This window comes from Streptomyces sp. NPDC093097 (assembly GCF_044754325.1).
Lineage (GTDB): Bacteria > Actinomycetota > Actinomycetes > Streptomycetales > Streptomycetaceae > Streptomyces.
This window is the reverse complement of sequence record NZ_JBIVOW010000007.1, coordinates 143,257-166,500: the sequence shown is the minus strand read 5'-3', so window position 1 is coordinate 166,500 and position 23,244 is coordinate 143,257. Positions and strand designations below refer to the sequence as shown.

Below are 23,244 nucleotides of genomic sequence, written 5' to 3'. Positions count from 1 at the left end.
CCTGGGTGCCTGGCCGGTCACAGCTCCCCCAACCTGTCGAGCAGCCCGACGGCGACCTCCACGTCCCCGGTCAGCGGCCGGTCCTCCATGCGCCGGTCGAGGGCCTCGTCGGCCAGCAGGAACGCCCGGGCCGCGGGCGTCCCGGCGGCCGGTGGTGTGCCGCGCTGGCGCAGTGCACGCACCGCGGCGACCAGAAGGCACGCGAGGACGACGCGGAGGCTCTCGACGGTCCGCAGCCCTTGGCGGGCGGCGAGCGAGGCGAAACTCGCCAGCTCCTCGAAGCCCTGGCAGAGCACCACGTGGCCGAGGGTGGCGGGGACCGCGGCGTTGTGCAGGTCGCTCAGGGCGTCGGCGACGGTGTGCCCGAGCACCATCACCCCCGAGCTCCCCTCCACGGCGAGAAAGGGGCGCAGCCCGGTCAGTGCCGGTTTGCACAGCGCCCCCAGCAGCGCGTGGGAGAGCTGGGCGACCTTGCAGACGGCCAGCCGGAGATGGTCCAGGACCAGTGCGGTCTGCGCGGCGAAGAATCCCCCGTGGTGATAGGCGGCCTGGTCCTCCGCGCTGATCAGCGGGTTCTCCGCGGCGGCGTTCAACTCGACGTCGAGCACCCGCTCCATGATGTCGGCGGCCTCCAGTGCCGCGCCGTACACCTGCGGCAGGCAGCGGAAGGCGAACGGGTCCTGCACACGGTCCGTCGACGGGCCGGCACGCTGCGTCGCACCCAGCAGGCTCCGCATGTGCGCGGCGGAGCGCACCGATCCCGGGTGCGGCAGAGCGTGGTGCACCGGCTCGGCGTACGGCTCCATCGAGGCGTCCACGCCGAGCAGGCAGAGCGCGGCGACGGCGTGCGCGGCGCGCAGCAGACGGCGCAGGTCGTCCAGGACGAGTGCCGACCGGCCCAGTGCCAGTGCATTGCTGCTGATCAGGGAGAGCGCATCATTGCTGTCCAGGGGGGCGGGCGACGGGGTGCCCTCCCACGGGACCTCGCCGGCAAGGGCCAGGCCCGTCTGGGCCAGCGCGGCGAGATCTCCGGTGCCGACCCCTCCGTACTCCTGGACCACCGGGTGGGCACCGCTGTTCACCGCCGCCACCAGGGCGTGCGCCACCTGCGGGTTGATCCCCGAACCGCCGGCGAGCAGCTGGTTGGTGCGGACCGCGAGCATGGCCCGCACCTCGCGGGCGGGCACCGACCGGCCGGCCCCGCAGGCATGGCTGCGGAGCAGCCGCATACCGTGCTCGGCGGCGTCCTGCGGCGTGACGGACACACCGCTGTTGGCGCCGACGCCCGTGGTGCGCCCGTAGAGGCGCCGGATGGCGACGAGGCGCAGGGCGGTGGCGTGGCAGCGTGCCATCCGTTCCACCGCGACGGGGTCGAGCACGGCCCGGGCGCGGCCGTCGGCGAGCCGCACCACATCGGCGTAGCCAAGTCCTGCCCCGTTGAGCGGGATGGTCCCCGCGGCGGTCGGGGCAGGGTCGCGTCGGCTGGGAGGCCGGTGCCCCACGCGCATGTCCTCTCTCACAGCGCCACGGCTGTCGCCACCCGGGCGGTGAGCGCTTCCGCGGCACCACTGTGCACCATGATGCCGGTCTCGTCCGGTTCGGGCAGCTCGGGCCGAAGCGGGCCCGCACACCCCGGCCCGGACGGGAACGGCGGGTGGCGCTCACCTCACCGTGCGGCGTCCTCCAGGAGGTCTCCGGCGGCGCGGTGGGGCGGCCGGGGAAGGGGGCTGAGCGTCGGCGGGCCGGTGGGGAACGAGCGCGCACCACCACGTCGGAAAGCCGCCGGACCTCGGCTTCCTCGCCGCATGCGCCGCACCGACGGCGCCCTCGACCGTGATGGCACTGGGCGGAGCGACCATGATCCTCGTGGCCCTGGCCGCGTGGCCGCACTTCGCCAAACGACTTACGTGGCCGAAGAGTTGAGCCGCGAATGGTCGCTCCGCGTCGCGGAAGGCCGCTGCCCGAGCGCCGCCGAACAGCCTCCAGCCTCCAGGCAGGACGGACTCGCCGACCCATGCTTGGCAGGCTCAGGGCACCGCCCACCCCCAAACGACGAAGGTCCTCTCCTCATACGAGGGGAGGACCTTCTGTTGGAGCGCCCGGCAGGCCTTGCACCTGCATCTCCCACCGGTTGGTGGATGTCTTTCCTTGGACCACAGACGCATGGCTCCCGCCCGTCACCGCGGGCCGAAGCTGCACCATGATCATATCGGATCCGTGGCGCCCCGCCGACCACCGCGGCCTGGCATGCTCAGCCGCCGGTGCCTTTGTCCGCCAGGAGGTCCCTGATGCGTGCGTCGACCTCCTGGCAGTCATAGCCCCGCCGCACGATCTCGAACGGGAGCTGGGCGACTGGCGAGTCGGCCTCGGACAGGGCACGGAGGTAGTGGTCGACCTGCCGGCGGTCATAGCCCCGCCGCGCCACATTGAAGCCTCGGAACTCAGACGGTTTCGACACTGCGCGTACCACTCCAACCCGATAGGGAGACGGGTGCGGCCGCCGCCGGTCGCCGGTGCGCGGGACTGAAGTTCATGCAGTTGCCGCGGCCCACAGCGTAGACCCTGGCGGCCGCAACTTTTCTGCGAAGCAGGGAAGTTCGGCTACCAGCCCGCGCCCGCTTAGGTGAAGTGGAGCCGATGGAAGGCCGATTGGGGTTCCGCACAGCAAGAGCGCACCAGATTCCCCCACCTCTTGACGATCTCCGCCCCGACTCCGCATCGTTCTCGGAAGGGCATTGCCGTGGGGTGCGCTCCAGCGCACAATGTGCATGACAAATCCGCCCCGGCGGAAGGAAACTGACGCCGTGGAACTCCGGACTCAGAGCTGAGAGGACCCCACATGTCTCGACCTCTCGTCGGCACCCTGGCCACCGCCGCACTCGGCGCCGCCGCCCTGCTGACCGCCGCCGCCCCGGCGGGCGCCGCCCCGGTCGGCCCCGCCGCGCACCACAATCCCACGCCACCGCGCACCCAGGCCGTCGACTTCGCCGGCACGGTGGCGCTGAACAACTGCTCCGGCTCGATCGTCAAGATGCCCACCTCGCAGCCGAACGACCCGGCATTGGTGATGACCAACGGCCACTGTCTGGAGACCGGGATGCCGGCGGCGGGCGAGGTGATAGTCGACCAGCCCTCCAGCCGCAGTTTCACCGTCCTGGACAAGTCCGCCGGGAACCTGGGCACGTTGACGGCCACCAAGGTCGTCTACTCGACGATGACCGACACCGACGTGACGCTGTACCAGACCGGCTCGACCTATGCGCAGATCGAGCAGAAGTACGGGATCAAGCCGCTGGAGGTGTCCACCGACCACCCCACCAAGGGCGCCGCGATCTCCGTCGTCTCCGGCTACTGGAAGAAGACCTACAACTGTAGCGTGGACGGGTTCGCCCCGACCGTGAAGGAAGGCGATTGGACCTGGAAGGACTCGGTCCGCTACACCCCGGAGTGCAACGTGATCGGCGGGACCTCCGGCTCGCCGGTGATCGACAACGCCACCGGCAAGGTCACCGCCATCAACAACACCATCAACGAGAACGGTGAGCACTGCACCGTCAACAACCCCTGCGAGGTGGACGAGAGCGGCAACGTCACCGTCCACCAGGGCATCGGTTACGCCGAGGAGACCTACACCATCCCCAAGTGCTTCGGCGCCGGCAACAAGCTCGATCTGAACGGCGACGGCTGCACCCTGCCCAAGCCGTCGGGCGTCCGCCGCTGACGGCCGGCCGCGGTCGGCAGTGAACCGGGTCCCGTGCGCCATGTGCACGGGACCCGGCATTGGGTACGGGGAGCCCAATCGCCAACGGCCCCCGAAGCCGGACGGTCCGCACCCGAGTGAGATCCGAACCTGCCAACCCCTCAACGGAGCCCTCTCGGTGGGGGTTTTCCCCACCCCAGCACGGTGGTCTCCCCTATGTACCGTCATGCCGACGTCGACTTGACTGCTCACCGGTCGCGCTGAAGAGGCTCAAGGAGACGACTCATGGGGATACGTGCAAAGTCGGCCGGCGGCACCTCACTTGCCACTACTGTCCTGCTGGTCGTCGGCTCGCTGGCGGCAGCGGCCCCCGCGCCGGCGGCGTCGGTTCGCCCAGGACCGAGTGGCTACTCCGTCGCCCAACTGCGGCACGACGTCGCCGCCGTCCGACAGGCGGGCGGCGGCGCGGTGAACGTGGTGGCTCGGGTCGACGCGCCGGGTGGGCCGTTGCAGGCCCGGGCAGGCGCCGCTGCCGCCGGTTCGACGGCGCCTGTGCCGTGGGGCGCGGAGTTCCGCATCGCGAGCACCACCAAGACGTTCGTGGCGACCGTGGTCCTCCAACTGGTCGCCGAGAAGCGGCTGTCGCTCGACGACTCCGTTGAGCACTGGCTGCCCGGCGTGGTGGCAGGCCACGGCAACGACGGACGGCGGATCACCGTACGCGACCTGCTGCGGCAGACCAGCGGCCTGTTCGACTACATCGATGACGCCGGCGTGCAGAAGATGCTGCGGAACTTCGACGCCAACCGCTACAGCGACACCCCGCCCACCGAACTCGTCGCCATCGCCATGCTGCACCGCCCCCTGTTCGCCCCGCAGCCCGGCGGCCGTACGCGCTGGGCCTACTCCAACACCAACTACCTGCTGGCGGCGATGATCGCGCGGAAGGCGGGCGGTGCGGACTGGCGCGAGCTGGTCGAACACCGCATCATCGCGCGGCTGGGTCTGCGCCACACCGTGATCCCCGGAGCCAACCCGTTCCTGCCTGAACCGCACGCACGCGTCTCCCTCAGCACCGCGCCCGGCACCTCGCTGGACATCACCGACAACAGTTACCAGCACACTGCCGACTCCGGCATCGTCAGCACCACCGAGGACCTCAACACATTCTTCCGTGCTCTCGCGAGCGGGGAACTCCTCCCGGCCGAGCAGTGGCGCGAGATGCGACAGACGGTCTCGCGCACCGACGACCCCGAGGACGTCCGGGAGCAGCCCTTGGGCGACTACGGCCTCGGATTGCGGAAGATCCCGCTATCATGCGGGAGTTACTCCTACGCACACGAGGGCGACGGGATCGGCGTCTACACCCGTCCCGCGGTCACCGCCGACGGCCACCGCGCCGTGACGATCTCCCTCACCAGCACCTCGACCCTGCCGGACCTCCCCGCCCTCAACAAGGCGACCAACGCACTGATCGACAACGCCCTGTGCAACCGCTCCTGAGCGGTGCCACCGGGCCGTACGCTCACCACTCGATGGGAAAGGACCCGACGACCGTGGCTCGTGCCGTGACTCTGATCCGCTCCGCGTCCCTGTCCGACGTCGCCGAGTACGCCTATGCGGCCACGGCGCCCGCCGAGTCCCGCCTGGTCTTCCTCGCCGGTGCCTGTCCACTCAACGACGACGGGTCCACGGCGGCGGTCGGAGACTACGCGGGCCAGGCACGGAAGGCCGTTGAGAACATGCGGGCCGCTCTCGCCGCGGCCGGCGCGTCACTCCAGGACGTCATCAGCACCAGGGTCCTCGTTGCATCCGCCCGGCGCGAGGATCTGGTCGCGGCCTGGGAAGTGGTCCGGGACTCCTTCGCCGACCATGACGTCCCCAGCACCTTGATGGGCGTCACCGTGCTCGGCTACAAGGACCAGCTCGTCGAGATCGAGGCCGTCGCCGCCGTACTCGATTCGTGAGTCCGTTGACGCACCGCGGGGGGCCGGCAGGGCAGTTCGCCGTTGTTCTGCTTCCCCCCGGCCGGCTCGGCAGCAAGAAACCACATCCGGGGGCGTGCGGTACGGCGCTCTGATTCTGGCTGTCGGACGTGGCCGGGCGCCTGCTTCAGCTGTCGTGCCTGGCGGTTCGGCGCTGCTCGGCGCGGTGGGCCAGTGCATCGAGGATGCGCTGCCATGCCGGTGAGGTCCCGGAGATCAGGGAGCACACCAACTCCCCCGCCCCGTTGCTGTCCCGTTCGCGCTGCACCTCCCAGGCTTAGTCCAGGCCGACCGCGCTGGCGCCCGGCAGGAACACCACGGCCAACCCTGACGCAGGGTCAAGGTCAACCCCTTCCGCCGCCGCACCCGAGACGCACGCAGTGCGCGGCCCGCAGCCCGCAGCCACCGCGACCTACGCCGCACCTGGCTCGACACACCACCGGGACGTGCGCACGCCGGGCATCCGCCCAACGCACCTATCCGCTACGACAGTTGACGTCCCCGGACAACCAGCGCGGCAATGGCCGAGGGATCCTCCTGGCATGTGATCTCTGTCTGCCGTCTCGCAGGAAAGTGCCCGTCCGCCATAATCGCTCCCATGGGAAAGAGCTACGAGCGGATATCCGGCAGACTGCGTTCCTTCATCGAATCTCAGCACATCTTCTTCACCGCGACGGCGCCGCTGGACGGCGACGGCACCATCAACCTTTCACCCAAGGGCTTGACCGGCTCGTTCGCCGTGCTCGACGAACTCGCCGTGGCCTACCTCGATTTCGCCGGCAGCAACGCCGAAACGGTCGCCCATCTGCGCGAGAACGGCCGTATCACCCTGATGTGGTGCGCCTTCGACGGGCCGCCCAACATCGTGCGTGTGCACGGCCGCGGAGAGCCGGTCTTCCGCGACGACGCACGCTGGGCGGAGCTGATGAGCCACTTCCCGGACATCGACCCGACCCTGCACGGCCTGCGCGCGATCATCGTGGTGACCGCGGAGAAGATCCGCGACACCTGCGGTTACGCGGTCCCGTTCATGACCTATGACGAGGACCGCTCACTGCACGCGTCGCGCTTCGCGCGCGAGACCGACGAGTCTCTCGATGCGTACTTCCACAAGAAGGAGCACATCGCCTCCAGCATCGACGGCCTGCCGGGGTTGCCGCTGCCGCTGCCACCGCTTCCGGGCACCGAGTGAATCCCGGCCGCTGGAGCGGGCACCACGGCTGATCCGTCCGGAAGCCGGTCACGTCGCAGAGGACGCGGACGAAGGCGGCGGCACAGGCCGACGCCCCCTGGACCTGACTGCCGGCGCAGCGACAACCCCCCTGACCGGCAAGGCAGATCGGCCCTGCCCATCTACCCTCCCGGCAGGGCGTCCAGGTCAGGCCCCGACCAGGGCACTGATCAGCTTGCGGGCCACCGCCTTCGTCAGTCGCGGTGAGCCAGTCCTCCCCGCACCCGCAGTGACGGGCGTGGTGCTGGCCCACATCCGGCTCGGCGCCCCGCAGAACGGTCCGATCGTGCACCTGCTGGGACAGGGAGAGGCCCAACGGCTTGCGCAATCGCTGCGGCTGCTGGTCACCGGCATGCTGGAGGCGTGACGGCCCCCAGAGGGCCGCGCCGCCTCACGGCCGTAGACCCAGTCACCTCCCACTGGTTGGCACCAGAGACCGCGTCAGCGGACATCGCTTCTTTGGTGCCTGATCGTGCTCTGACTGGGGTGTTCGGGCGGCGTACCGGGGGCCGATGACCGGTCGGGACTGTGGGCTCGGTGTTGGTGGTGCATCGGCGGGGCCCGGGAGCCCGGCCGGCGAACCGGCCGGGCGTCCGGGGCCCTACATGCCTGCCGACCAGGCGGTTGCCGACCGGATCACCCCGTCAAGGGCAGGCACTCGGCGAGCAGGTCGACGACGTCACGCCAGGCTCGCTGCGCGTGCCGTGCGTGGTAGCCGACGCCGGGGAGCACGTCCTGGTCGACCGTCGGGTGATGGAAGGCGTGCAAGGCACCGCCGTAGACCACCAGGCGCCAGTCGACGCCTGCGGCCTGCATCTCGGCGGCGAACGCTTCCCGTTGCGCGGGCGGCATGATCGGGTCCTCCGACCCGACCCCGGCCCACACCGGGCAGCGAATGCGCGCCGCCTCCCCCGGTCGCCCCGTGATCAGTCCGTTGACCGTCCCGATCGCGCGCAAGTCGGCGCCGTCACGCCCGAGTTCCACCGCGATCGCACCCCCGGTGCCATAGCCGACGGCGGCGATCCGGTCGGGGTCGGTCCGCGGTTCGGCGCGCAACACGTCCAGCGCCGCATGGCCGATGCCCCGCATCCGGTCGGCGTCGGCGAGCAGGGGCATGATGCGCGCCAGCATCTCCTCGGGGTCGGTGAACCAGCGCCCGCCGTTGATGTCGAAGGCGAGCGCCACATACCCCAACTCGGCCAGCGCGTCGGCCCGTCGGCGCTGGAAGTCGTTCAGCCCCGGCCCCTCGGGCCCGACCAGGACCGCGGGCCGGCGGTCGACACCGGCCGGGAGCGCGAGGTGCCCGACCATCGTCAAGCCGTCGGCCGGGTACTCGACCGTGCGCGTGGTAATCGTCGTCATGAGACGGGACTGTAGTGATCGTCCAGCCCAGGCGGGCCGTGTTCACCGCCGGCAGAACAGCGCGGGTGCGCCTATGACATGCGGGGTGCCAGGTGCACGACGTCGCCTGCGCGGGGAGCTCCGACCGGGCCGTAGTCGCCGGTCGACAGACAGCAGACAGCAGACAGCGGTCAGCGCGTGGCGGCCCCCGCGGGCAGGCCGCGCTGCTCCGCCGGCCGCCGAGGCGGCAGGCCCACCGGGAAACAGGCCGCGCGATGCGAGGTCGAGCCGCGACGACCGCCGCCGACTCCATATCGCCGGGCAAGGCGGCTCCACGCGGTACAGGTGGCCCTCGATCCGACCGTACCGAAGCCGATTCGGTTGATCCAGGCTCATGCCGTACAGTTGACCATGCCGACGCGGGGTGGAGCAGCTCGGTAGCTCGCTGGGCTCATAACCCAGAGGTCGCAGGTTCAAATCCTGTCCCCGCTACTCGAAAAGTGAAGGCCCGGTATCCACCGGGCCTTCACTGCGTTCAGGGTCATGGCCCGACGCTGCTGAGAAGTTCCGGAGCCGGCGCCAGTGTGAACCACGCCCTAGAGAGCATCCTCTCGCCGGGCCACCATCACCAGTTCCGCCGCCGGGCCCACCAGGCGCCGTCCGGTGGGCCAGACCGCGCGCAGGTCGCGCGTGAGGTCGACACCCGCCACCTCGACGCCGGTCAGCCGGCCCTCGCTGATGTCCCCGCGAACGGCCAGCTCGCTCAGGACGGACGGGCCGGTGCCGGCGATCACCGCGCCGCGTACGGCGGCCGTGGAACCGAGTTCGACCAGGGGCCGGGCACGGTCGCAGCCGGCCAGGTGCAGGGCGCGGTCCAGGGTCTGGCGTGTGCCGGATCCGCTCTCCCGCAGCACCAGCGGCGTACGGGACAGTTCCCGCGCCGAGAGCGGTTCGCGTCGTCGCGCCCACGGGTGCCCGGGGTCGACCACGACGACGAGCCGGTCCTCTGCCACCTGCCGGGTGGACATCACGCGGGGCAGGTGCGGTCCCTCGATGAACCCGATGTCGGCCTCGCCTGATTCGACCAGTTCGGGCACGTGCTCGCTGTTGGTCACCTGAAGCCCGATGTACAGCTCCGGCCGGCGGCCGCGCAGCTCGCTGATCCAGGTCGGCAGCAGGTACTCGGCGATGGTCAGGCTCGCCGCGACGCGCAGTTCGGCCTCCCGCCTGTCACGCAACTTCCCGGCCCCGGCGAGCAGTTCGTCCAGCTCGTCCAGGACCCGCCGGGCCTGTCCCGTGACGACCTGCCCGGCCAGCGTCAGCCGGGAGCCGCGTCGGGTCCGGTCGACCAGTACCAGTCCCAGCCCGCGTTCCAGGGTCGAGAGCCGGCGGCTGGCGGAGGGTTGGGATATCCGCAGTTGCTCGGCCGCACGGCCCAGGCTGCCCAGGTCGGCCACGAGGACGAGGAGCCGCAGCGACTCCAGGTCCGGTGTGCGCACGGGGAGGCGGAGGGTGGGGCGGTCCGGCGGGGTGGAGGGGGTTGTCACAGCCGTAGCGTATGAGGTGGTCATACGGCTCCGCTATGAGCTCGTGCTCGATCAGGGGCTACAGGGCAGGCGTGGGGCCGCGCAGAGTGGTGATCATGAAGGACGCCACTCTCCCCCGGTCAGGGACCTCCCACCCGTCCCGCCGTGCCTCCGCCCGCAAGCCCGGCGCCGCCCTCGGCGCGCGGCTGCCCGGGCTCGCCCTCGCCGTCGCCGTCGCCCTCGTCGCAACGGCGCTGGGCCGGCTGGTACCCGTCGTCGGCGGGCCGGTGAGCGGCATCGTGCTGGGGGTGCTGGTGGCGGTCGTGGTCCGGCCCGGCGAGCGGATGCGGCCCGGCATCGCCTTCGCCGGACGCGGGGTGCTCCAGGCCGCGGTGGTGGTACTGGGCGCGCAGCTGTCCCTGGGGCAGGTGCTGCGGGTCGGTGTCGGCTCGCTGCCGGTGATGATCGTGACCCTCGTGGTGTGCCTGGCGGCGGCGTACGTCATCGGCCGCCGTCTCGGTGTCGTCCGCGATCTGCGCACCCTGATCGGTGTGGGTACCGGCATCTGCGGCGCCTCCGCGATCGCCGCGGTCACGCCGATCATCGGCGCGGCGGAGGCGGAGGTGGCCTACGCGGTCTCCACGATCTTCGTCTTCAACGTCGCCGCGGTGCTGACCTTCCCGGTCCTCGGGCATCTGCTGGGCATGGGCCAGCACGCCTTCGGTCTGTTCGCCGGCACGGCGGTCAACGACATGTCCTCGGTCGTCGCCGCGGCCACCACCTTCGGTGGCCCGGCGGCCGATTACGCGGTGGTCGTCAAGCTCGCCCGCACGCTGCTGATCATCCCGATCTGCCTCGGCCTCGCCGCTCTCGCCCGCCGCCGGGCGCGGAGGGCCGACGCCGGTGCGGCGGGTTCGGAGCAGGGGCTGCCCGGCCCGGTGCGCGTCGGCCGGCTGGTGCCGTGGTTCCTCGTCGGCTTCCTCGTCCTGGCGGCCGTGAACACCGCCGGTCTCGTCCCCTCCGCGGCCCACGGCCCGCTCAGCATGCTCGCGGTCTTCCTGATCACCGTTGCCCTGTCCGCGATCGGCCTGTCCACCGACCCCGCCAAACTGCGCCGAGCCGGCGCCGCACCGCTGTTGCTCGGGGGCTGCCTGTGGCTGGTGGTGTCCGTCACGAGCTTGGCCGTCCAGTTCCTCGTCCGGTACGTGTGACGGACGCTCGCAACAGGGCGCAGGGTCCCGGCGGGTACCGACAGACTCCCGCGGGCATCGACCGTCGACAGCACGCACTCAGCAGAGCGTGAAGCTGAGGAGAGCGCAGGTGCGGCCCGGCCTTACCGCCGGGCCGCACCTGCGCGCGCCCGGCGCCCTCCCCGAGCGGCACCTGGTCCACCCTGCGTGCCGTCCTCGTCCGACCGGACGGCTGCCTCGCCCACGCCCCCATCCGCCGCTCCCCTCAACTTGGCTGCGGCACCCGCCCGTTGGGCCGCTCCACGAGCCGGAGCCGGCACGTTGCCGAGCGGCCCCGCGCCGCTGCCGCGCGCCGTCCCCGCCCCCGCGGCGGCGTCGGATCCGGATCCCCGTTACGCTCTGGGCCGGCACGGCGCCACCGGCCGGCCTGGCACCAACGATCTGGACGGGGAATTTCCGTGCGCTACCTGGTACGCGACCGCTTGTTGGCTTTCCATGAGGAAGCCTGGATCGAAACCGAGCACCAGGAGAAGCTGTACAAGGTCAACAGGAAACTGCTGCGCCTGCGGACCACCTTCGACTTCGTGGACACCGACGGCAACCAGATCGCCAGCATCGTCAAGAAGGCCCTCACCTTTCACCACACCATCCTGATCAAACGGGACGGTGAACTGGTGGGCCGGATCAGCAAGCGGACGTTCAGCCTCTTCGGGGACCGGTTCAAGGTCAGTCTGCGCGACGGGCGGCGGCTGCACATCGCCGGGAACTTCTGGGACCGGGAGTTCGACATCCAGCACGACGGCACCACCCTGGCGCACGTCTCCCGGCGCTGGTTCACCATCCGGGACACCTACGCCGTCGACGTGATGAGCCCGCAGGACGACATGCTGCTGGTCATCCTGGCGGTGTGCGTCGACCACACCCTTGAGGACCTCAAGGACGAATAGTTCAGCGGCCTCTGATCCGGTCCGTTCCGTATCCCGCTCGGGGCGGAACCCGACGGCCGGGCGGAACGCACGAGGTCCCGCCCACAGGAGGGGCGGGACCTCGTCGCCGGGCCGGATGTCGTGCGCGGGTGTCAGCGGTAGTACAGGGCCGTCCGCTTGCCGTCCACCTCGTGGATCTGGACGGGGGTGTCGAACACCTCGCTGAGGATCTCCGGGCGCATCATGCCCTCCGCCGTGTCGGAGGCGGCGATGCGTCCGTCGCGCAGGGCGATGATGCGGTCGGAGTACGTCGCGGCGAAGTTGATGTCGTGGATGATCAGTACGACCGTCTTGCCCAACTCGTCGGCCGCGCGGCGGAGTTGGCTCATCATGCGCACGGAGTGCTTCATGTCGAGGTTGTTCAGCGGCTCGTCGAGGAGGACGTACTGGGTGTCCTGGGCCAGCACCATGGCGACGTAGGCGCGTTGGCGCTGGCCGCCGGAGAGCTGGTCGAGGTAGCGGTGTTGAAGATCGCCGAGGTGGAGGAAGTCCAGCGCCTCGTCGACGTGGGCGACGTCCTGGGCGGTCAGCCGCCCCTTGCAGTGCGGGAAGCGGCCGAACGACACCAGTTCCCGTACGGTCACCCGGGCCGTGAAGTGGTTCTCCTGCCGCAGGATGGACAACACCCGTGCCACGTCCTGCGACTTGGCTTGGTGCACATCGAGGCCGTCGACGGTCACGGTGCCCGAGGTCGGCTCGGCGAGCCGACCGAGGATGGTGAGCAGCGTCGACTTGCCCGCGCCGTTGGGCCCCACCAGCGAGGTGACGCCGCCAGCCGGGATGCGGCCGGAGACCGGTCCGAGCACCACATGCTCGCCGTACGCCTTGCGGATGTCGGTGAACTCGATCACAGGGTGCCCTTCCGGAGCAGACGGACGAGGAAGACCGCCCCGCCGAGGAATTCGATGACGACGGTGAGCATGCCGGAGGCGTAGAAGACGTGCTCCATGACGAACTGCCCGGCCACCAGGGTGAACAGCCCGATCAGGAAGGCCAGCGGCATGACCGCGGAGTGCCGGTGGGTGCCGGCCATCTGGTAGGCGAGCAGCGCGGTGACGAACCCGAAGAAGGTCATGGGGCCCGCGAGCGCCGTGGACAGGGAGACCAGTACGGCGATCACCACCAGCATCAGCGTCATCTCGCGCTTGTGGTCGATGCCCAGGTTCGTCGCGGCGTCGCGGCCGAGCAGCAGGGTGTCGAGGCGGTGGCGCCGCCGCCAGAGGATGGTCCCCGCGACCAGGCACACCGCGCCGGCCAGCGGCAGGTAGGACGCCTCGGCGCTGCTGAGCCGCCCGAACAGCCGGGCCGAGAGCACGTCGTACTCGGCGGGCGACAGCAGCCGTTGGAGGAAGAGGGACAGGCTGGTGAAGGCGAGGCCGAGCGCGACGCCGACCAGCAGCAGTACCTGCATGCTGGCGTGGCTGCCGGAGAACAGCCAGCGGAACAGCAGGGTGGTGAAGGCGACCATCAGCAGGGTCTGGGTGATGAGCTTGGGCAGCCCGTCGGTGGTGGCGAAGACGCTGCCGCCGAAGACGAAGACCATCAGGGTCTGCATCAGTGTGTAGACGGAGTCGAAGCCCATGACCGAGGGGGTCAGGATGCGGTTGTGGGTGATGGTCTGGAAGACCACGGTGCCCACGGCCTGTGCGAAAGCGGCCACGACCATCGCGCCGAGCATGGTCAGCCGCCGCTCGATGGCGAAGTCGAACGAGCCCTGGACGAAGAGGAAGAGGAAGCACACCACGGCGGCGGCGGTCAGCGCGGCCGTCACTCCGATCCGTGCGCCGACCGACAGTCCCCGTCGTGCGCCGGCCTCGGCGGGCGGGGTCTGTGCGACGGGTGCGGGCGGTGAGCTCCGGGGAGCCTCGGTGGCCGTCGCGGGAGTCTCAGACATACGCCTTACCTCGCTGACGCAGGATCATCACGACGAACACGGTCGCCCCGACCGCACCGAGCACCACGGTGGCCGGGATCTCCAGTGGGAAGACCACGACGCGTCCGACGAGATCGCAGGCGATCATCAGGGCGACGCTGCTGAGCACGACCCACGGGAGGTTGCTCCGTACGTCGTCGCCGCGGACGAGGGAGACCAGGTTGGGCACGATCAGTCCCAGGAACGGGATGAAGCCCACCACCACGGCGGTGACGCCGGTCGCCAGGGCGACCATGGTGATCCCGGCGAACATGATGCGCCGGTAGGGCAGGCCGAGGCTGGTGGCCACGTCCTTGCCGAGTCCGGCGATGGTGAACCGGTCGGCCGCGAAGTAGAGCGCGACGACGATGAGTCCGACCACCCACAGCGGTTCGTAATTGCCGCGCACCACGGAGCTGAAGCCGCCGGAGCGCCAGGCGGCGAGCATCTGCAGCAGCTCGGTGGAGTTGGCGATGTACAGCGTCACCGCGCTGACCAGCGTGCCGAGCATGATGCCCACGATCGGCACGATGACCTGCGATCTGAGCGCGATGCGCTGGAGTACGCCGAGGAAGACGAGCGCGCCCGCGAAGGCGAACAGGCTCGCCACGATCATCTTCACCATCACCGGCGCGGCCGGCAGGTACAGGGTGAGCAGCAGAATGCCCAGGGCCGCCCATTCGCTGGTCCCGGTGGTGGTCGGTTCGACGAACCGGTTCTGTACGAGCATCTGCATGACCACGCCGGACACGGCCATCGCCGCGGCGGCGAAGACCAGCGCGAGCGTGCGCGGCACCCGGGAGATGAAGAACATGCTCCGGGCGTCGGGGTCCGTGAACAGGGCGGGGATGTCGATGTGGTAGCCGCCGACGAGCAGTGAGGCGGCGATCAGCGCCAGCACACACAAGGTGGCCAGCGCGAGCGGAAGTTTGCGCATGCGGTTTCCGAGGGGTCAACGGACGGCGTGCGGGCACCCGTGCCGTGGCGGCAGGGTGCCCGCGCCGGCGGGGGGGAGGGGTCAGCCGGCCTTGGTGAAGGCGGTCGCCACCTGGTTGAAGGCGTCGGTGTATGCCTGGGCGCCCTCGGTGACGTAGAAGTCCGTCGGCAGGTAGACGACCTGTCCCTTCGTGCGGAAGGTGGTCTTGTCCCATGCCTCCATGCCGTCGACCAGCTTCTTCGCGGCAGCGGACTCCTTGCCCGGCTCGGCCACGGCGGCGTCCCGGTCCATCAGGATCACCCAGTCGGGGTTGAGTTGGGCGATGGTCTCGGGGGCGAGCCCGGAGTCGTTGTGGACGGAGGTGCTCTTCTCGCCGTCGGCCTTGAGCACGTTCTCCAGCTTCAGCGGCTCGATGATCCGCCCGATGCGGCTGGCGCCGTTGTCGACCTTTCCGGCGGTGACGACGCCGAGGAACACCTTCTCGCCCTTGGTGGCGTCGGCGGCGGCGCTCTTGGCCTTGTCGAGCGCGTCGACGATCTCCTTGGCCTTGTCCTCCTTGCCGAAGATCTTGCCCAGCGCCTCGGTCTGCGTCTTGAGCGCGTTCACGTACCCGCCCTTGGCCTCGTCGGACGGCGCGACGTCCACGGTCTTCGCGATCTTGGACAGCTTGTCCTGGTGGCTGGCGAACCGGTAGCCGCCGATGATCAGGTCCGGCTCGGCGGCGTTGACGGCCTCGAACTTGGGCTCGCGGTGGCTGCCGGCGTCGGCGATCGAGGAGTCGTTCTTCCAGTCCTCGAACCCCTTCTTGGGGAGCAGCGGCTTCGGCACGGCGACGGGCTTGACGCCGAACGCCTTGAGGGTGGCGAAGGAGGTGTTGTCCAGTGCGACCACCCGTGCGGGCTTGTGCGGCACCTTCATCTCGCCGTTGCCCGTCGCGACCGAGACGGTGTCCTTGCCCTTGCCCTCGTCGGACTTCTTGTCGTTGCCGGATCCGCAGGCGCTCAGCATTGCGCCCGCGCACAGGATCGTGCCGGTGACGGCGAAGGTCTTACGAAAACGTGTGGAACGCACGGCGGTGACTCCTAGTTAGGTCTGACGGGCAGCCGGCAACGCCCCCTCCCGCAGCGCCGGCCACGTGCTACCCCCGGAAGGCTTTGCTTAGCCTAACCTAACTTTTGGAAGTGTTGATCCATTCATTACCGAATCACGGGATTGGGGACCCTTCCTCCGGGTCCGCGGCACATGCGGCCGGCCCCTCCCCGCCTGGCGTCGTCCGCTGTGCGGCGTCGGCACCGGCGTCTTGGCGACGGCCCGCGCGAACGCCGCCCAGGCGCCCCGACGCCATGGCCTTCCCTGCCGCTGCGGCCCTCGATTCGTTTGTGCCGCGTAAGTGCCGTAGAGTTCACCGTGCCGACGCGGGGTGGAGCAGCTCGGTAGCTCGCTGGGCTCATAACCCAGAGGTCGCAGGTTCAAATCCTGTCCCCGCTACTCAAAAAGTGAAGGCCCGGTATCCACCGGGCCTTCACTGCGTTCACGGCCCTTCTGCTGCTTCCCCGGCGCCGCCCGCGGCCGGACCCGAGGAACGGAACGTGCGCCGGTACGCCGACGGGGCGACCCCCGCCTCCGCCGCCAGGTGCCGCCGCAACGAGGTGGCGGTGGCGAAGCCGACCTCGTGGGCGACCCGTTCCACCGGCAGGTCGCTGGACTCCAGCAGGTGCCGCGCCCGTCGCAGGCGCTGCTGGGTCAGCCAGCGGCCGGGGCTCAGACCGGTCTCCTCCCGGAAGCGCCGGGCGAAGGTACGGGTGCTCATCGCCGCGTGCGCGGCCAACTCGCCCAGCGACAGCTGCAGTTCCAGCCGTTGCAGCGCCCAGTCGCGGGTCGGCCCGGTGCCGGTTCCGCTCGCCGGCGGCACCGGCCGCTCGATGTACTGCGCCTGCCCGCCGTCCCGGTACGGCGGCACGACGCAGCAACGGGCGACCTGGTTGGCCACCTCGCTGCCGTGGTCCTGGCGCACCAGGTGCAGGCAGACGTCCACACCGCTCGCCGCCCCGGCGGAGGTCAGCACGTCACCGTGGTCGACGAAGAGCACCCCGGCGTCGAGGTCGACCCGGGGGAACAGCTCCTGGAAGTAGTCGGTGAGCGCCCAGTGGGTGGTGGCCCGGCGCCCGTCCAGGAGACCGGCGGCGGCCAGCAGGAACGCACCGGTGCAGATGGACACCAGACGGGTGCCGGGGCGGACGCGGGAGAGGGCGGCGAGGGCCCGCGGGTCCGGGGCGGCGGCCGCGGCAGGGGAGAGCGCGTACGGAGGGATGACCACGGTGTCCGCCTCGGCCAGCACCTCGGGCCCGTGCCCGGGGGTGACGGTCAGGTCCGAGTCGGTACGCACGGGCTGCCCGTCCACGCTCGCGGACAGCACCTCGTAGCGGCCGTCGGCGGAACCCAGGACCCGGTGCGGGATGCCGAGTTCGAAGGGGTAGACGCCGTCGAGGGCGAGGACGACGACCTTGTGGGCGCCGGGCCGCGGGTCCGGGCGCATCCGGCGGTCCAGTTCGGCCGCGCGGTCGGCGAGGTCACGCGCCCGGGAGGGCGCTGCGGACGCGGGGCGGGCCGTGGGAGTGCTGCGGGTGCCGGGGGCGCAGCGGGCGGCAGGGTCGAGAGGCATGGCCAGAATGTATCGGAGGATGACCTTCTTGCCATCGCCCCGGGCCGGACCGTACGGCCAGGATCGAGGCATGACGTCGACACACACACCTGAGAACCTCAACTCCCCGGCCCCGGCGGCCGCCACGGACTCCCCCGCCCCCGCGGCCCCGGACGGCGCCCCCGTGATGCTCGCCCTGCACCAGACAGTCCTCGGCAGCCCCGAGGTGCTGCGGCTGACCGAGCTTGCGCGGCCCGTGCCCGGCCCCGGGGAGATCCTCGTCGCCGTGCACGCGGCCGGACTCAACCCCACGGACTTCAAGCACCGCGCCCTGAGCATCTTCCTGCCGCCCCCGCCGCTGACCCTCGGTTGGGACGTCTCCGGCACCGTGCTGGAGACGGGCTTCGGCGTCACCCTCTTCCGGCCGGGCGACGAGGTGTTCGGCATGCTCCCCTACCCGTACGGGGCCGGCTCCCACGCCGAGTTCGTGACCGGCCCCGCGCGCGCCTTCGCCGCCAAGCCCGCCGGGATCGACCACGTCCAGGCGGCCGCTCTGCCGCTGGCCGCGCTCACCGCTTGGCAGGCCCTCGTCGACACCGCGGGCCTCCGGGCCGGGCAGCGGGTGCTGATCCACGCCGCGGCCGGCGGTGTCGGTCATCTCGCCGTACAGATCGCCAAGGAGCGCGGCGCGCACGTCACCGGGACGGCGAGCGCCCCCAAGCACGACTTCCTGCGCGAACTCGGCGCGGACGCCTGCATCGACCACCGCTACGAGGACTTCACCGTCACCGACGAGCGCTACGACGTCGTCCTCGACGCCCTCGGCGGGGAAACCGCCACCCGCTCGGTGAGCGTGCTCCGCCCCGGCGGCATCCTCGTCTCCCTGCTGCCCGGCGCCGAGGACACCCTCGCCGCGGCGGAGCAGGCGCAGGTCCGCGCCGTCACCCTGCTCGTCGAGCACGACCAGGCCGGGATGCGCGCCATCGCCGAACTCGTCGACCGGGGCAGGCTCCGCGCCCACATCTCCGGCACCTTCCCCCTCGCCGACGGCGCCCGGGCCCACGCCCTGGGGGAAACGGGCCGCACCACAGGCAAGCTGGTCATCACCGTGCGCTGAGGCGAAGGGGTCCGGGCTAAGGGTCAAAGCGGCATCGCGGCCGTCGAGTGTGCGGCGCGGCAGAGCTGCCGTGGTGCCGGCGGCCGCGGCCGGCACCGTGCCGGATCGCGCCCCGCGGTGGCCCCGGACACACCGCGAGGCGGCCCGCCCAGGCTCATCCACAAGAGCCCAAAAGAAATTCGGTCGGCGATGTCGAGAACCTGTGACCGGCTCCGTCTCCACAATGAACGCGACCACAATGGGCCGCACCAGCGAGGAGAACCACGATGGCCAAGTACCTGTTGCTCAAGCACTACCGAGGCGCTCCGGCATCGGTCAACGACGTGCCGATGGGCCAGTGGACGCCGGAGGAGATCTCGGCCCACATGCAGTACATGAACGACTTCGCGGCCCGGCTCGAAAAGACCGGCGAGTTCGTCGACGGCCAGGCCCTCGCCCCCGAGGGCACGTTCGTGCGGTACGACGGCGAGGGTCGCCCACCGGTCACCGACGGCCCGTTCGCCGAGACCAAAGACCTCATCGCCGGCTGGATGGTGATCGACGTCGACAGCTACGAGCGCGCCGTCGAGCTGGCCGGCGAACTGTCGGCCGCCCCTGGGGCGGGCGGGAAGCCGATCCACGAATGGCTTGAGGTACGCCCGTTCCTGACCGCGTCGCCCACCGTCACGCAGTGACCTCGTCGATGGACGAGGTCCTGCTCCGGAGCCTCACGCCGAGCGTGCTCGCCGTCCTCGGCCGCCGCGGAGCCGACTTCGCGGCGGCCGAGGACACCAGACGATCCGGCGCCAGCCCGGTTCGACGTCGGCCAGCAGCCGCCGACCGAGCGGCGTGAGCCGCACCCGGCGGCTGGTCCGCTCGAACAGGGGCGCGCCGACGCGGCGCTCCAGCCGCTGCACGGTCTGGCTGATCCGCGCCCGGGAAACCAGCAGCCGCTCGGCGGTCCGCCCGAAGTGCAACTCCTCGGCCAGCACCAGGAAGGTCTCGATCTCCAGCCGCTTCCCGGTGGACTTATGGCACCGCTACGGCGTGCGCCTGATCTGGCCGTTCCGCGTCGCCCGAGCCTTGCCGGGGCGAGCGCAGCGACCATTTCACGCCGCGCAACGCACTGATCCAGCCAGGCAACGGCCTTCGGGGCGCGTGACCAGCCACCAATGCGCCCGGCGCGCGTTGCATCTCTCGGCACCGTCCGCACCCCGGTCCGCCGGGGCCGGCGGCAGCCACAGCCCCACGGCACCACAGAGAGGAAGCCGCACCCCTATGAACCTGTACGCCACCGCCCGCCGCACCGTCACCCGGGCCGCGCTCGCCACCGCCCTGGCCACCGCCCTCGGCGCCGGCGCGGTGCACACCGCCGCTGCCGCCCCGACCACCGCGTCCGGCGCGGCCCGCACCGCCGATCGCAACGGCGGCTGGAGCAAGGACGGACTGCACCTCAGCGCCGCCGACAACAAGAAGGTCGACGCGTTCCTGACCCACGCCCGGCGGGCGGAACGGTCCATCAGCCCCCAGGTCCGCGCTGCCGCCCTGCTCACCCACGCCACCGTCGTCGGCTTCGACCAGCGGCTGAAGTCCCCGGACTCGCTCAAGCGGAAGATCGCCACCCGGATGCAGGAGACCCCTGGGCAGAGCGTCGAGACCTCCCTTGCCCAGATCAACGACTCCGTCCGCTACACCCTCCAGTGGTCCACCCGGCAGTACACCCACGGCGCCACCGTCGCCGCCGGTCTGCTCTCCTCCTGGGGCAACGACAGCAAGCGCTGGTCCAACACCTGGGCCCGCGCCAAGGGTTACAAGGCCGTCAACTCCGCCTGGCGCGCGCCCCGTTCGGGCCAGGCATTCGAGGTCCAGTTCCACACCCCCCAGAGCAAGGCCGCCCAGCTGGCGACCCACAAGCTCTACGAGGAGCAGCGGCTGCCCAGCACCACTCCCCAGCGGGCCCGCGAGCTCCAGAAGCAGCAGGACGCCATCTTCGCCGCGGTTCCGATCCCGGCCGGCGCCGAGCGGCTGACCGCACCGGCGCGCCGGTCCCCCGCACCGGCGCGCCTCCCCGCTCGGACCGCCTGACCGCCAGACCGCCTGACCGCCTGACCGCCGGCCCGCGGCGCAGCCGAGTGCCGAAGTGCCGCGGTGCCGGCGGCCGTGCGCTCGACTTCGTCCGGTGTACGACGAGGCGAGCCCGCCGATCACGGGCTCGCCCAGTACGCCACACCTCACCAGCCGGGCCGAGGCGAGTGGAACGGCCCGGCTGTCCCCGCTGACGGCAGCGCCCACCCCGGCATACGCCAGCCCCGCATCAGCGCCGGGTGTCACACGGCCTGCTGGGCGACGGCCATGTTCTGGCCTGCCGCGATGCGCCAACCATCCGCCTGCTCGGCGATCACGTAGAGCGTCGCTCCCCGCGGACCGTTGACAGGGTTTCCTGTGCTGTCGGTGGGTGTCTGTGCCACGTTCACCGCGATCACGCCAGGGGCTATCTCCAGCATCTTGACCACGTCGTACCGGGCGAAGGAGTCACTCAGAAAGCTCTTCATCGCCGCAGCGCCGAACTCGGCGATCGCTTCCCTGCCGTCGAGACGCGTGCCGGTGGCGTTGGTCCAGGAGGCGTGTTCGGTGTACTGCTCGCCCAGCGCAACCGGGTCTTTCGCGTTGAACGCCTTCTCCAACCCCTTCACCACACCGGCCACCGCGGCCTGGTTCTCCGGCGCAATCGTCCCCACTACAAGAATGTCGCTCGTCATGACGGTGCCCTCTTTGTGCCAAGTTGCTCAGTTGGCGGCGGCTGCGATCGCCGCCACCGCCTACCCAACAACCTCAACCACGATCGAGGTCAACCCCGGCGAACCGGCCGAGCGCCACGCGCCGCTGTCGCTGCGACCCCCGCCCGCCCAGGACACCAACGCCCCGAATCGCCAGGCGGCTCGGCGGCACACCCCCTGGGGCGGCGAGCGGACCACACTCTCCTCGCACCGAGTGAAGGACGCCCGCACAGGGCCACTGCCTGAGTCGCGTGCCCCCTACGGCGGCCCCGCTTCGCGACCGTGCGATGGGTGGATCACGTCAGCGGAATCCATTTCCGTCGGCTGGGGCGGTTGCGCGAGGATGCCCAAGTACCTTGCTGCGATGCCGTGGAGGCGCCTGGTGGATGTGAGCCCCGAGCCCAGGCTGATCTTGCTGTGCGGGCTTCCTGGTTCCGGGAAGACAACGCTGGCCAAACGCCTGGCGAACGAGATCCCGGCGGTGCGCCTGTGTCCGGACGCATGGATGTCGGATCTCGACATCGACCTGTTCGATGAGCGAAGGCGCGAGCGGCTTGAGGGGCGGTTTTGGGCCCATGCCCAGGACCTGTTGAGGCTCGGAGAGACTGTGATCTTGGATTTCGGCTTCTGGGGACGCTCCGAACGGGACGCGAAGCGACGGGCGGCGCGCGCACTCGGGGTTCCCGTTGAACTGCACTACCTCACAGCGTCGATCGACGAGTTGCACCGCCGTCTCGAAGCCCGCAGCCGGGAGGGTGGACCAGGGACCGCCCCGGTCAGCCGCGAGTTGCTCGCGGAGTATGCGAAGTCCTTCCAGGCACCCGACGAGGACGAGCTGGGTCTCTTCGACGCCCCGCTTCCGGGGCGACGTGCATGACGGGACCCATGACGAAGGCGGGTACCACCAGGAAGCCGATGCAGCTGGCTTTGAACCACTCGGCCTCCGAGGTGGCGTGTTCGATCATGCGGGGATGACAGGCACATCGGCTTCTGGTACAGCGATGTCACGCATGGATCCCGGCGCCTGGAGAAGGACGGCATGCCCGTGGACTTCTCGGGCTGCCCCTACGGCCGGCCGTTCGCCTATCACCGGATGGACAGCATCGGTGCCCGCGTCGAGTTCGTCGACGTCAGCCGGCAGACCGCCTTCCTCGGCACCTGGCATCCGGGCGGGGTACCCATGCCTGTCATTGACGAGAAGTCCAGATACTGAGCGGAATGGTGCCGTCCTCCGCGGCCGGCCTCGTGCTGGCTGCTGCCGCGGAGAACGGCTACCGGGGTACCGCGGCCAAGGGCTGTGACTCCGGGACCCCGTCCCACTCCTGCGTCTACGTGCTCTCGATCCAGTACCGGTAGGCGGCCGTGCTGGTGTACAGGTCACCGGAGCCGTCGCCGCAGGATGCGGTCCGGCTGATGGCCAGGCCGGCGAGGTCCCGTCGACTGCCGCACCTGTGCAGACCTGTGCGGGTGTCCCGGACCGCCCCTCGACGGAGGCGGAGCGCGGCGCGTTCATCGACGTGCTCGTCGCCGGGATCAAGGACCCGGCACCGGAGCCCGTCAGCCGGCCGAGCGGATCCGGTAACTGACGGCCTCGTAGGGGAAGTTGCCCTGGCCGAGGGTGCCCGTGCGGAAGTACAGGTCGCCGCTCTGGCCCGGGGCGCCGGTCGTGCAACCCTTGTTGAAGAAGACGTCCACGGCCTGATTCGACGCGGCGTAGAAGGAGCGGACCGGGGTGGTGAGTTCCTGGCACACCCCGACCTTCTCAAGGTCGAGTTGGACGGCGGCCCCGGTCCGGTCGGCGCCTGTGTAGAAGGTGACGCTGCCGAGCGTGGCGGCCTGCGCCTGGCTCGCCCCGGCCAGACAAAGGGCCGCCGCGGCGCCGGCGACGGCGGCTCTGCTCACACGCCGATGGTTCGTCTTCA

General features: G+C 70.6%; 25 protein-coding genes, 2 tRNA genes and 1 pseudogene. 15 read left to right on the top strand and 13 right to left on the bottom strand.

What is annotated here, in order from left to right; genetic code table 11:
• Positions 1-17: 17 nt before the first annotated feature.
• Together ACIQE0_RS14850 and ACIQE0_RS14845 are read right to left on the bottom strand one after the other, a co-directional pair.
• Positions 18-1,502 (bottom strand): aromatic amino acid ammonia-lyase, encoded by a 1,485-nt coding sequence (locus ACIQE0_RS14850; protein WP_402331870.1) that lies wholly within the window; start codon positions 1,500-1,502, stop codon positions 18-20.
• A gap of 749 nt (positions 1,503-2,251) precedes the next feature.
• The gene (locus ACIQE0_RS14845; protein WP_402331867.1) at positions 2,252-2,458 is read right to left on the bottom strand and encodes a hypothetical protein; all 207 of its coding nucleotides are present in this window, start codon (positions 2,456-2,458) and stop codon (positions 2,252-2,254) included.
• Positions 2,459-2,839: 381 nt separating this feature from the next.
• Here ACIQE0_RS14845 and ACIQE0_RS14840 point away from each other — a divergent pair, with 381 nt between their 5' ends.
• The 3 genes from ACIQE0_RS14840 to ACIQE0_RS14830 all read left to right on the top strand — a co-directional run bounded on the left by ACIQE0_RS14840 (position 2,840) and on the right by ACIQE0_RS14830 (position 5,667).
• The gene (locus ACIQE0_RS14840; protein WP_402331864.1) at positions 2,840-3,721 is read left to right on the top strand and encodes a serine protease; all 882 of its coding nucleotides are present in this window, start codon (positions 2,840-2,842) and stop codon (positions 3,719-3,721) included.
• 264 nt (positions 3,722-3,985) lie between these two features.
• Positions 3,986-5,203, top strand: coding sequence for a serine hydrolase domain-containing protein (locus ACIQE0_RS14835; protein ID WP_402331861.1), 1,218 nt, complete (start codon positions 3,986-3,988; stop codon positions 5,201-5,203).
• Between the two features lie 53 nt (positions 5,204-5,256).
• Positions 5,257-5,667, top strand: coding sequence for a RidA family protein (locus tag ACIQE0_RS14830; RefSeq protein WP_366328964.1), 411 nt, complete (start codon positions 5,257-5,259; stop codon positions 5,665-5,667).
• A gap of 145 nt (positions 5,668-5,812) precedes the next feature.
• Here ACIQE0_RS14830 and ACIQE0_RS14825 read toward each other — a convergent pair whose 3' ends face one another.
• On the bottom strand, positions 5,813-5,953 hold the full coding sequence (locus ACIQE0_RS14825; RefSeq protein ID WP_402331858.1) for a hypothetical protein: 141 nt from the start codon (positions 5,951-5,953) through the stop codon (positions 5,813-5,815).
• A 330-nt stretch (positions 5,954-6,283) separates the two neighbouring features.
• On the opposite strand from ACIQE0_RS14825, the gene ACIQE0_RS14820 reads away from it, so the two are divergent.
• A complete protein-coding gene (locus ACIQE0_RS14820; RefSeq protein WP_402331855.1) occupies positions 6,284-6,877 on the top strand; it encodes a pyridoxamine 5'-phosphate oxidase family protein in 594 nt (197 codons plus the stop codon).
• 277 nt (positions 6,878-7,154) lie between these two features.
• The gene (locus ACIQE0_RS14815; RefSeq protein WP_402331852.1) at positions 7,155-7,283 is read left to right on the top strand and encodes a hypothetical protein; all 129 of its coding nucleotides are present in this window, start codon (positions 7,155-7,157) and stop codon (positions 7,281-7,283) included.
• A 269-nt stretch (positions 7,284-7,552) separates the two neighbouring features.
• Here the strand turns inward: ACIQE0_RS14815 and ACIQE0_RS14810 are convergent, their stop codons facing one another.
• Entirely contained in the window at positions 7,553-8,278 is a 726-nt protein-coding gene (locus tag ACIQE0_RS14810) for a dienelactone hydrolase family protein (protein ID WP_402331849.1), read from the bottom strand.
• Between the two features lie 397 nt (positions 8,279-8,675).
• Between ACIQE0_RS14810 and ACIQE0_RS14805 the strand changes: the two genes are divergently transcribed.
• Positions 8,676-8,749 (top strand) — tRNA-Met (locus tag ACIQE0_RS14805).
• A 104-nt stretch (positions 8,750-8,853) separates the two neighbouring features.
• On the opposite strand, the gene ACIQE0_RS14800 is transcribed toward ACIQE0_RS14805, so the two are convergent.
• Entirely contained in the window at positions 8,854-9,804 is a 951-nt protein-coding gene (locus ACIQE0_RS14800; protein WP_402331846.1) for a LysR substrate-binding domain-containing protein, read from the bottom strand.
• A 95-nt stretch (positions 9,805-9,899) separates the two neighbouring features.
• Here ACIQE0_RS14800 and ACIQE0_RS14795 point away from each other — a divergent pair, with 95 nt between their 5' ends.
• Complete coding sequence (locus tag ACIQE0_RS14795; RefSeq protein ID WP_402331844.1) at positions 9,900-10,994, top strand: YeiH family protein; 1,095 nt, start codon at positions 9,900-9,902, stop codon at positions 10,992-10,994.
• 437 nt (positions 10,995-11,431) lie between these two features.
• Positions 11,432-11,920 carry an LURP-one-related/scramblase family protein gene (locus ACIQE0_RS14790; RefSeq protein ID WP_402331841.1) on the top strand — a complete coding sequence of 163 codons (489 nt, stop codon included), beginning with the start codon at positions 11,432-11,434 and terminating at the stop codon, positions 11,918-11,920.
• A gap of 131 nt (positions 11,921-12,051) precedes the next feature.
• Here the strand turns inward: ACIQE0_RS14790 and ACIQE0_RS14785 are convergent, their stop codons facing one another.
• From ACIQE0_RS14785 to ACIQE0_RS14770, 4 genes are all read right to left on the bottom strand, one after another.
• Positions 12,052-12,810 (bottom strand): ABC transporter ATP-binding protein, encoded by a 759-nt coding sequence (locus ACIQE0_RS14785; RefSeq protein ID WP_402331838.1) that lies wholly within the window; start codon positions 12,808-12,810, stop codon positions 12,052-12,054.
• A complete protein-coding gene (locus ACIQE0_RS14780) occupies positions 12,807-13,853 on the bottom strand; it encodes an iron chelate uptake ABC transporter family permease subunit (RefSeq protein WP_402331835.1) in 1,047 nt (348 codons plus the stop codon). Before ACIQE0_RS14780 ends, ACIQE0_RS14785 begins: the two co-directional genes overlap by 4 nt.
• Positions 13,846-14,808 carry an iron chelate uptake ABC transporter family permease subunit gene (locus tag ACIQE0_RS14775; protein ID WP_366328982.1) on the bottom strand — a complete coding sequence of 321 codons (963 nt, stop codon included), beginning with the start codon at positions 14,806-14,808 and terminating at the stop codon, positions 13,846-13,848. The genes ACIQE0_RS14780 and ACIQE0_RS14775 overlap by 8 nt, the downstream gene beginning before the upstream one ends.
• An 81-nt stretch (positions 14,809-14,889) precedes the next feature.
• Positions 14,890-15,879 (bottom strand): ABC transporter substrate-binding protein, encoded by a 990-nt coding sequence (locus ACIQE0_RS14770; protein WP_366328984.1) that lies wholly within the window; start codon positions 15,877-15,879, stop codon positions 14,890-14,892.
• A gap of 343 nt (positions 15,880-16,222) precedes the next feature.
• Between ACIQE0_RS14770 and ACIQE0_RS14765 the strand changes: the two genes are divergently transcribed.
• Positions 16,223-16,296 (top strand) — tRNA-Met (locus ACIQE0_RS14765).
• A gap of 43 nt (positions 16,297-16,339) precedes the next feature.
• Here ACIQE0_RS14765 and ACIQE0_RS14760 read toward each other — a convergent pair.
• Positions 16,340-17,470, bottom strand: a complete 1,131-nt coding sequence (locus tag ACIQE0_RS14760) for a GlxA family transcriptional regulator (protein ID WP_402331831.1) — start codon at positions 17,468-17,470, stop codon at positions 16,340-16,342.
• 70 nt (positions 17,471-17,540) lie between these two features.
• On the opposite strand from ACIQE0_RS14760, the gene ACIQE0_RS14755 reads away from it, so the two are divergent.
• Together ACIQE0_RS14755 and ACIQE0_RS14750 are read left to right on the top strand one after the other, a co-directional pair.
• Positions 17,541-18,566 (top strand): NADP-dependent oxidoreductase, encoded by a 1,026-nt coding sequence (locus ACIQE0_RS14755; protein ID WP_402331828.1) that lies wholly within the window; start codon positions 17,541-17,543, stop codon positions 18,564-18,566.
• Between the two features lie 266 nt (positions 18,567-18,832).
• Positions 18,833-19,240, top strand: a complete 408-nt coding sequence (locus ACIQE0_RS14750) for a YciI family protein (protein WP_402331825.1) — start codon at positions 18,833-18,835, stop codon at positions 19,238-19,240.
• 102 nt (positions 19,241-19,342) lie between these two features.
• On the opposite strand, the pseudogene ACIQE0_RS14745 reads toward ACIQE0_RS14750, so the two are convergent.
• Positions 19,343-19,558, bottom strand: a pseudogene (locus tag ACIQE0_RS14745) (LysR family transcriptional regulator); the annotation flags it as partial.
• Between the two features lie 265 nt (positions 19,559-19,823).
• Between ACIQE0_RS14745 and ACIQE0_RS14740 the strand changes: the two are divergent.
• Positions 19,824-20,630 carry an ATP nucleotide 3'-pyrophosphokinase gene (locus ACIQE0_RS14740; protein WP_402331822.1) on the top strand — a complete coding sequence of 269 codons (807 nt, stop codon included), beginning with the start codon at positions 19,824-19,826 and terminating at the stop codon, positions 20,628-20,630.
• Between the two features lie 242 nt (positions 20,631-20,872).
• On the opposite strand, the gene ACIQE0_RS14735 is transcribed toward ACIQE0_RS14740, so the two are convergent.
• Positions 20,873-21,304: an SgcJ/EcaC family oxidoreductase gene (locus tag ACIQE0_RS14735; protein WP_402331819.1), complete on the bottom strand. Its 432-nt coding sequence runs from the start codon at positions 21,302-21,304 to the stop codon at positions 20,873-20,875.
• Between ACIQE0_RS14735 and ACIQE0_RS14730 the strand changes: the two genes are divergently transcribed.
• From ACIQE0_RS14730 to ACIQE0_RS14720, 3 genes are all read left to right on the top strand, one after another.
• Positions 21,291-22,199 carry an AAA family ATPase gene (locus ACIQE0_RS14730; protein WP_402331816.1) on the top strand — a complete coding sequence of 303 codons (909 nt, stop codon included), beginning with the start codon at positions 21,291-21,293 and terminating at the stop codon, positions 22,197-22,199. The two genes, ACIQE0_RS14735 and ACIQE0_RS14730, sit on opposite strands and share 14 nt — an antisense overlap.
• Before the next feature lie 162 nt (positions 22,200-22,361).
• Positions 22,362-22,535 (top strand): hypothetical protein, encoded by a 174-nt coding sequence (locus ACIQE0_RS14725; protein ID WP_402331813.1) that lies wholly within the window; start codon positions 22,362-22,364, stop codon positions 22,533-22,535.
• A gap of 5 nt (positions 22,536-22,540) precedes the next feature.
• Complete coding sequence (locus ACIQE0_RS14720; protein ID WP_402331810.1) at positions 22,541-22,678, top strand: hypothetical protein; 138 nt, start codon at positions 22,541-22,543, stop codon at positions 22,676-22,678.
• Between the two features lie 201 nt (positions 22,679-22,879).
• On the opposite strand, the gene ACIQE0_RS14715 is transcribed toward ACIQE0_RS14720, so the two are convergent.
• Complete coding sequence (locus tag ACIQE0_RS14715; RefSeq protein ID WP_366328998.1) at positions 22,880-23,224, bottom strand: hypothetical protein; 345 nt, start codon at positions 23,222-23,224, stop codon at positions 22,880-22,882.
• Positions 23,225-23,244 lie beyond the last annotated feature (20 nt).

Bases quoted from the DNA above. Each gene is read 5' to 3' on its own strand.
- ACIQE0_RS14840 (WP_402331864.1), top strand. From the start codon at position 2,840: ATGTCTCGACCTCTCGTCGGCACCCTGGCCACCGCCGCACTCGGCGCC.
- ACIQE0_RS14835 (WP_402331861.1), top strand. From the start codon at position 3,986: ATGGGGATACGTGCAAAGTCGGCCGGCGGCACCTCACTTGCCACTACT.
- ACIQE0_RS14820 (WP_402331855.1), top strand. From the start codon at position 6,284: ATGGGAAAGAGCTACGAGCGGATATCCGGCAGACTGCGTTCCTTCATC.
- ACIQE0_RS14810 (WP_402331849.1), bottom strand. From the start codon at position 8,278: ATGACGACGATTACCACGCGCACGGTCGAGTACCCGGCCGACGGCTTG.
- ACIQE0_RS14795 (WP_402331844.1), top strand. From the start codon at position 9,900: ATGAAGGACGCCACTCTCCCCCGGTCAGGGACCTCCCACCCGTCCCGC.
- ACIQE0_RS14780 (WP_402331835.1), bottom strand. From the start codon at position 13,853: ATGTCTGAGACTCCCGCGACGGCCACCGAGGCTCCCCGGAGCTCACCG.
- ACIQE0_RS14775 (WP_366328982.1), bottom strand. From the start codon at position 14,808: ATGCGCAAACTTCCGCTCGCGCTGGCCACCTTGTGTGTGCTGGCGCTG.
- ACIQE0_RS14760 (WP_402331831.1), bottom strand. From the start codon at position 17,470: ATGCCTCTCGACCCTGCCGCCCGCTGCGCCCCCGGCACCCGCAGCACT.
- ACIQE0_RS14755 (WP_402331828.1), top strand. From the start codon at position 17,541: ATGACGTCGACACACACACCTGAGAACCTCAACTCCCCGGCCCCGGCG.
- ACIQE0_RS14750 (WP_402331825.1), top strand. From the start codon at position 18,833: ATGGCCAAGTACCTGTTGCTCAAGCACTACCGAGGCGCTCCGGCATCG.
- ACIQE0_RS14740 (WP_402331822.1), top strand. From the start codon at position 19,824: ATGAACCTGTACGCCACCGCCCGCCGCACCGTCACCCGGGCCGCGCTC.
- ACIQE0_RS14730 (WP_402331816.1), top strand. From the start codon at position 21,291: ATGTCGCTCGTCATGACGGTGCCCTCTTTGTGCCAAGTTGCTCAGTTG.
- ACIQE0_RS14735 (WP_402331819.1), bottom strand. From the start codon at position 21,304: ATGACGAGCGACATTCTTGTAGTGGGGACGATTGCGCCGGAGAACCAG.
- ACIQE0_RS14725 (WP_402331813.1), top strand. From the start codon at position 22,362: ATGCCCGTGGACTTCTCGGGCTGCCCCTACGGCCGGCCGTTCGCCTAT.
- ACIQE0_RS14720 (WP_402331810.1), top strand. From the start codon at position 22,541: ATGGTGCCGTCCTCCGCGGCCGGCCTCGTGCTGGCTGCTGCCGCGGAG.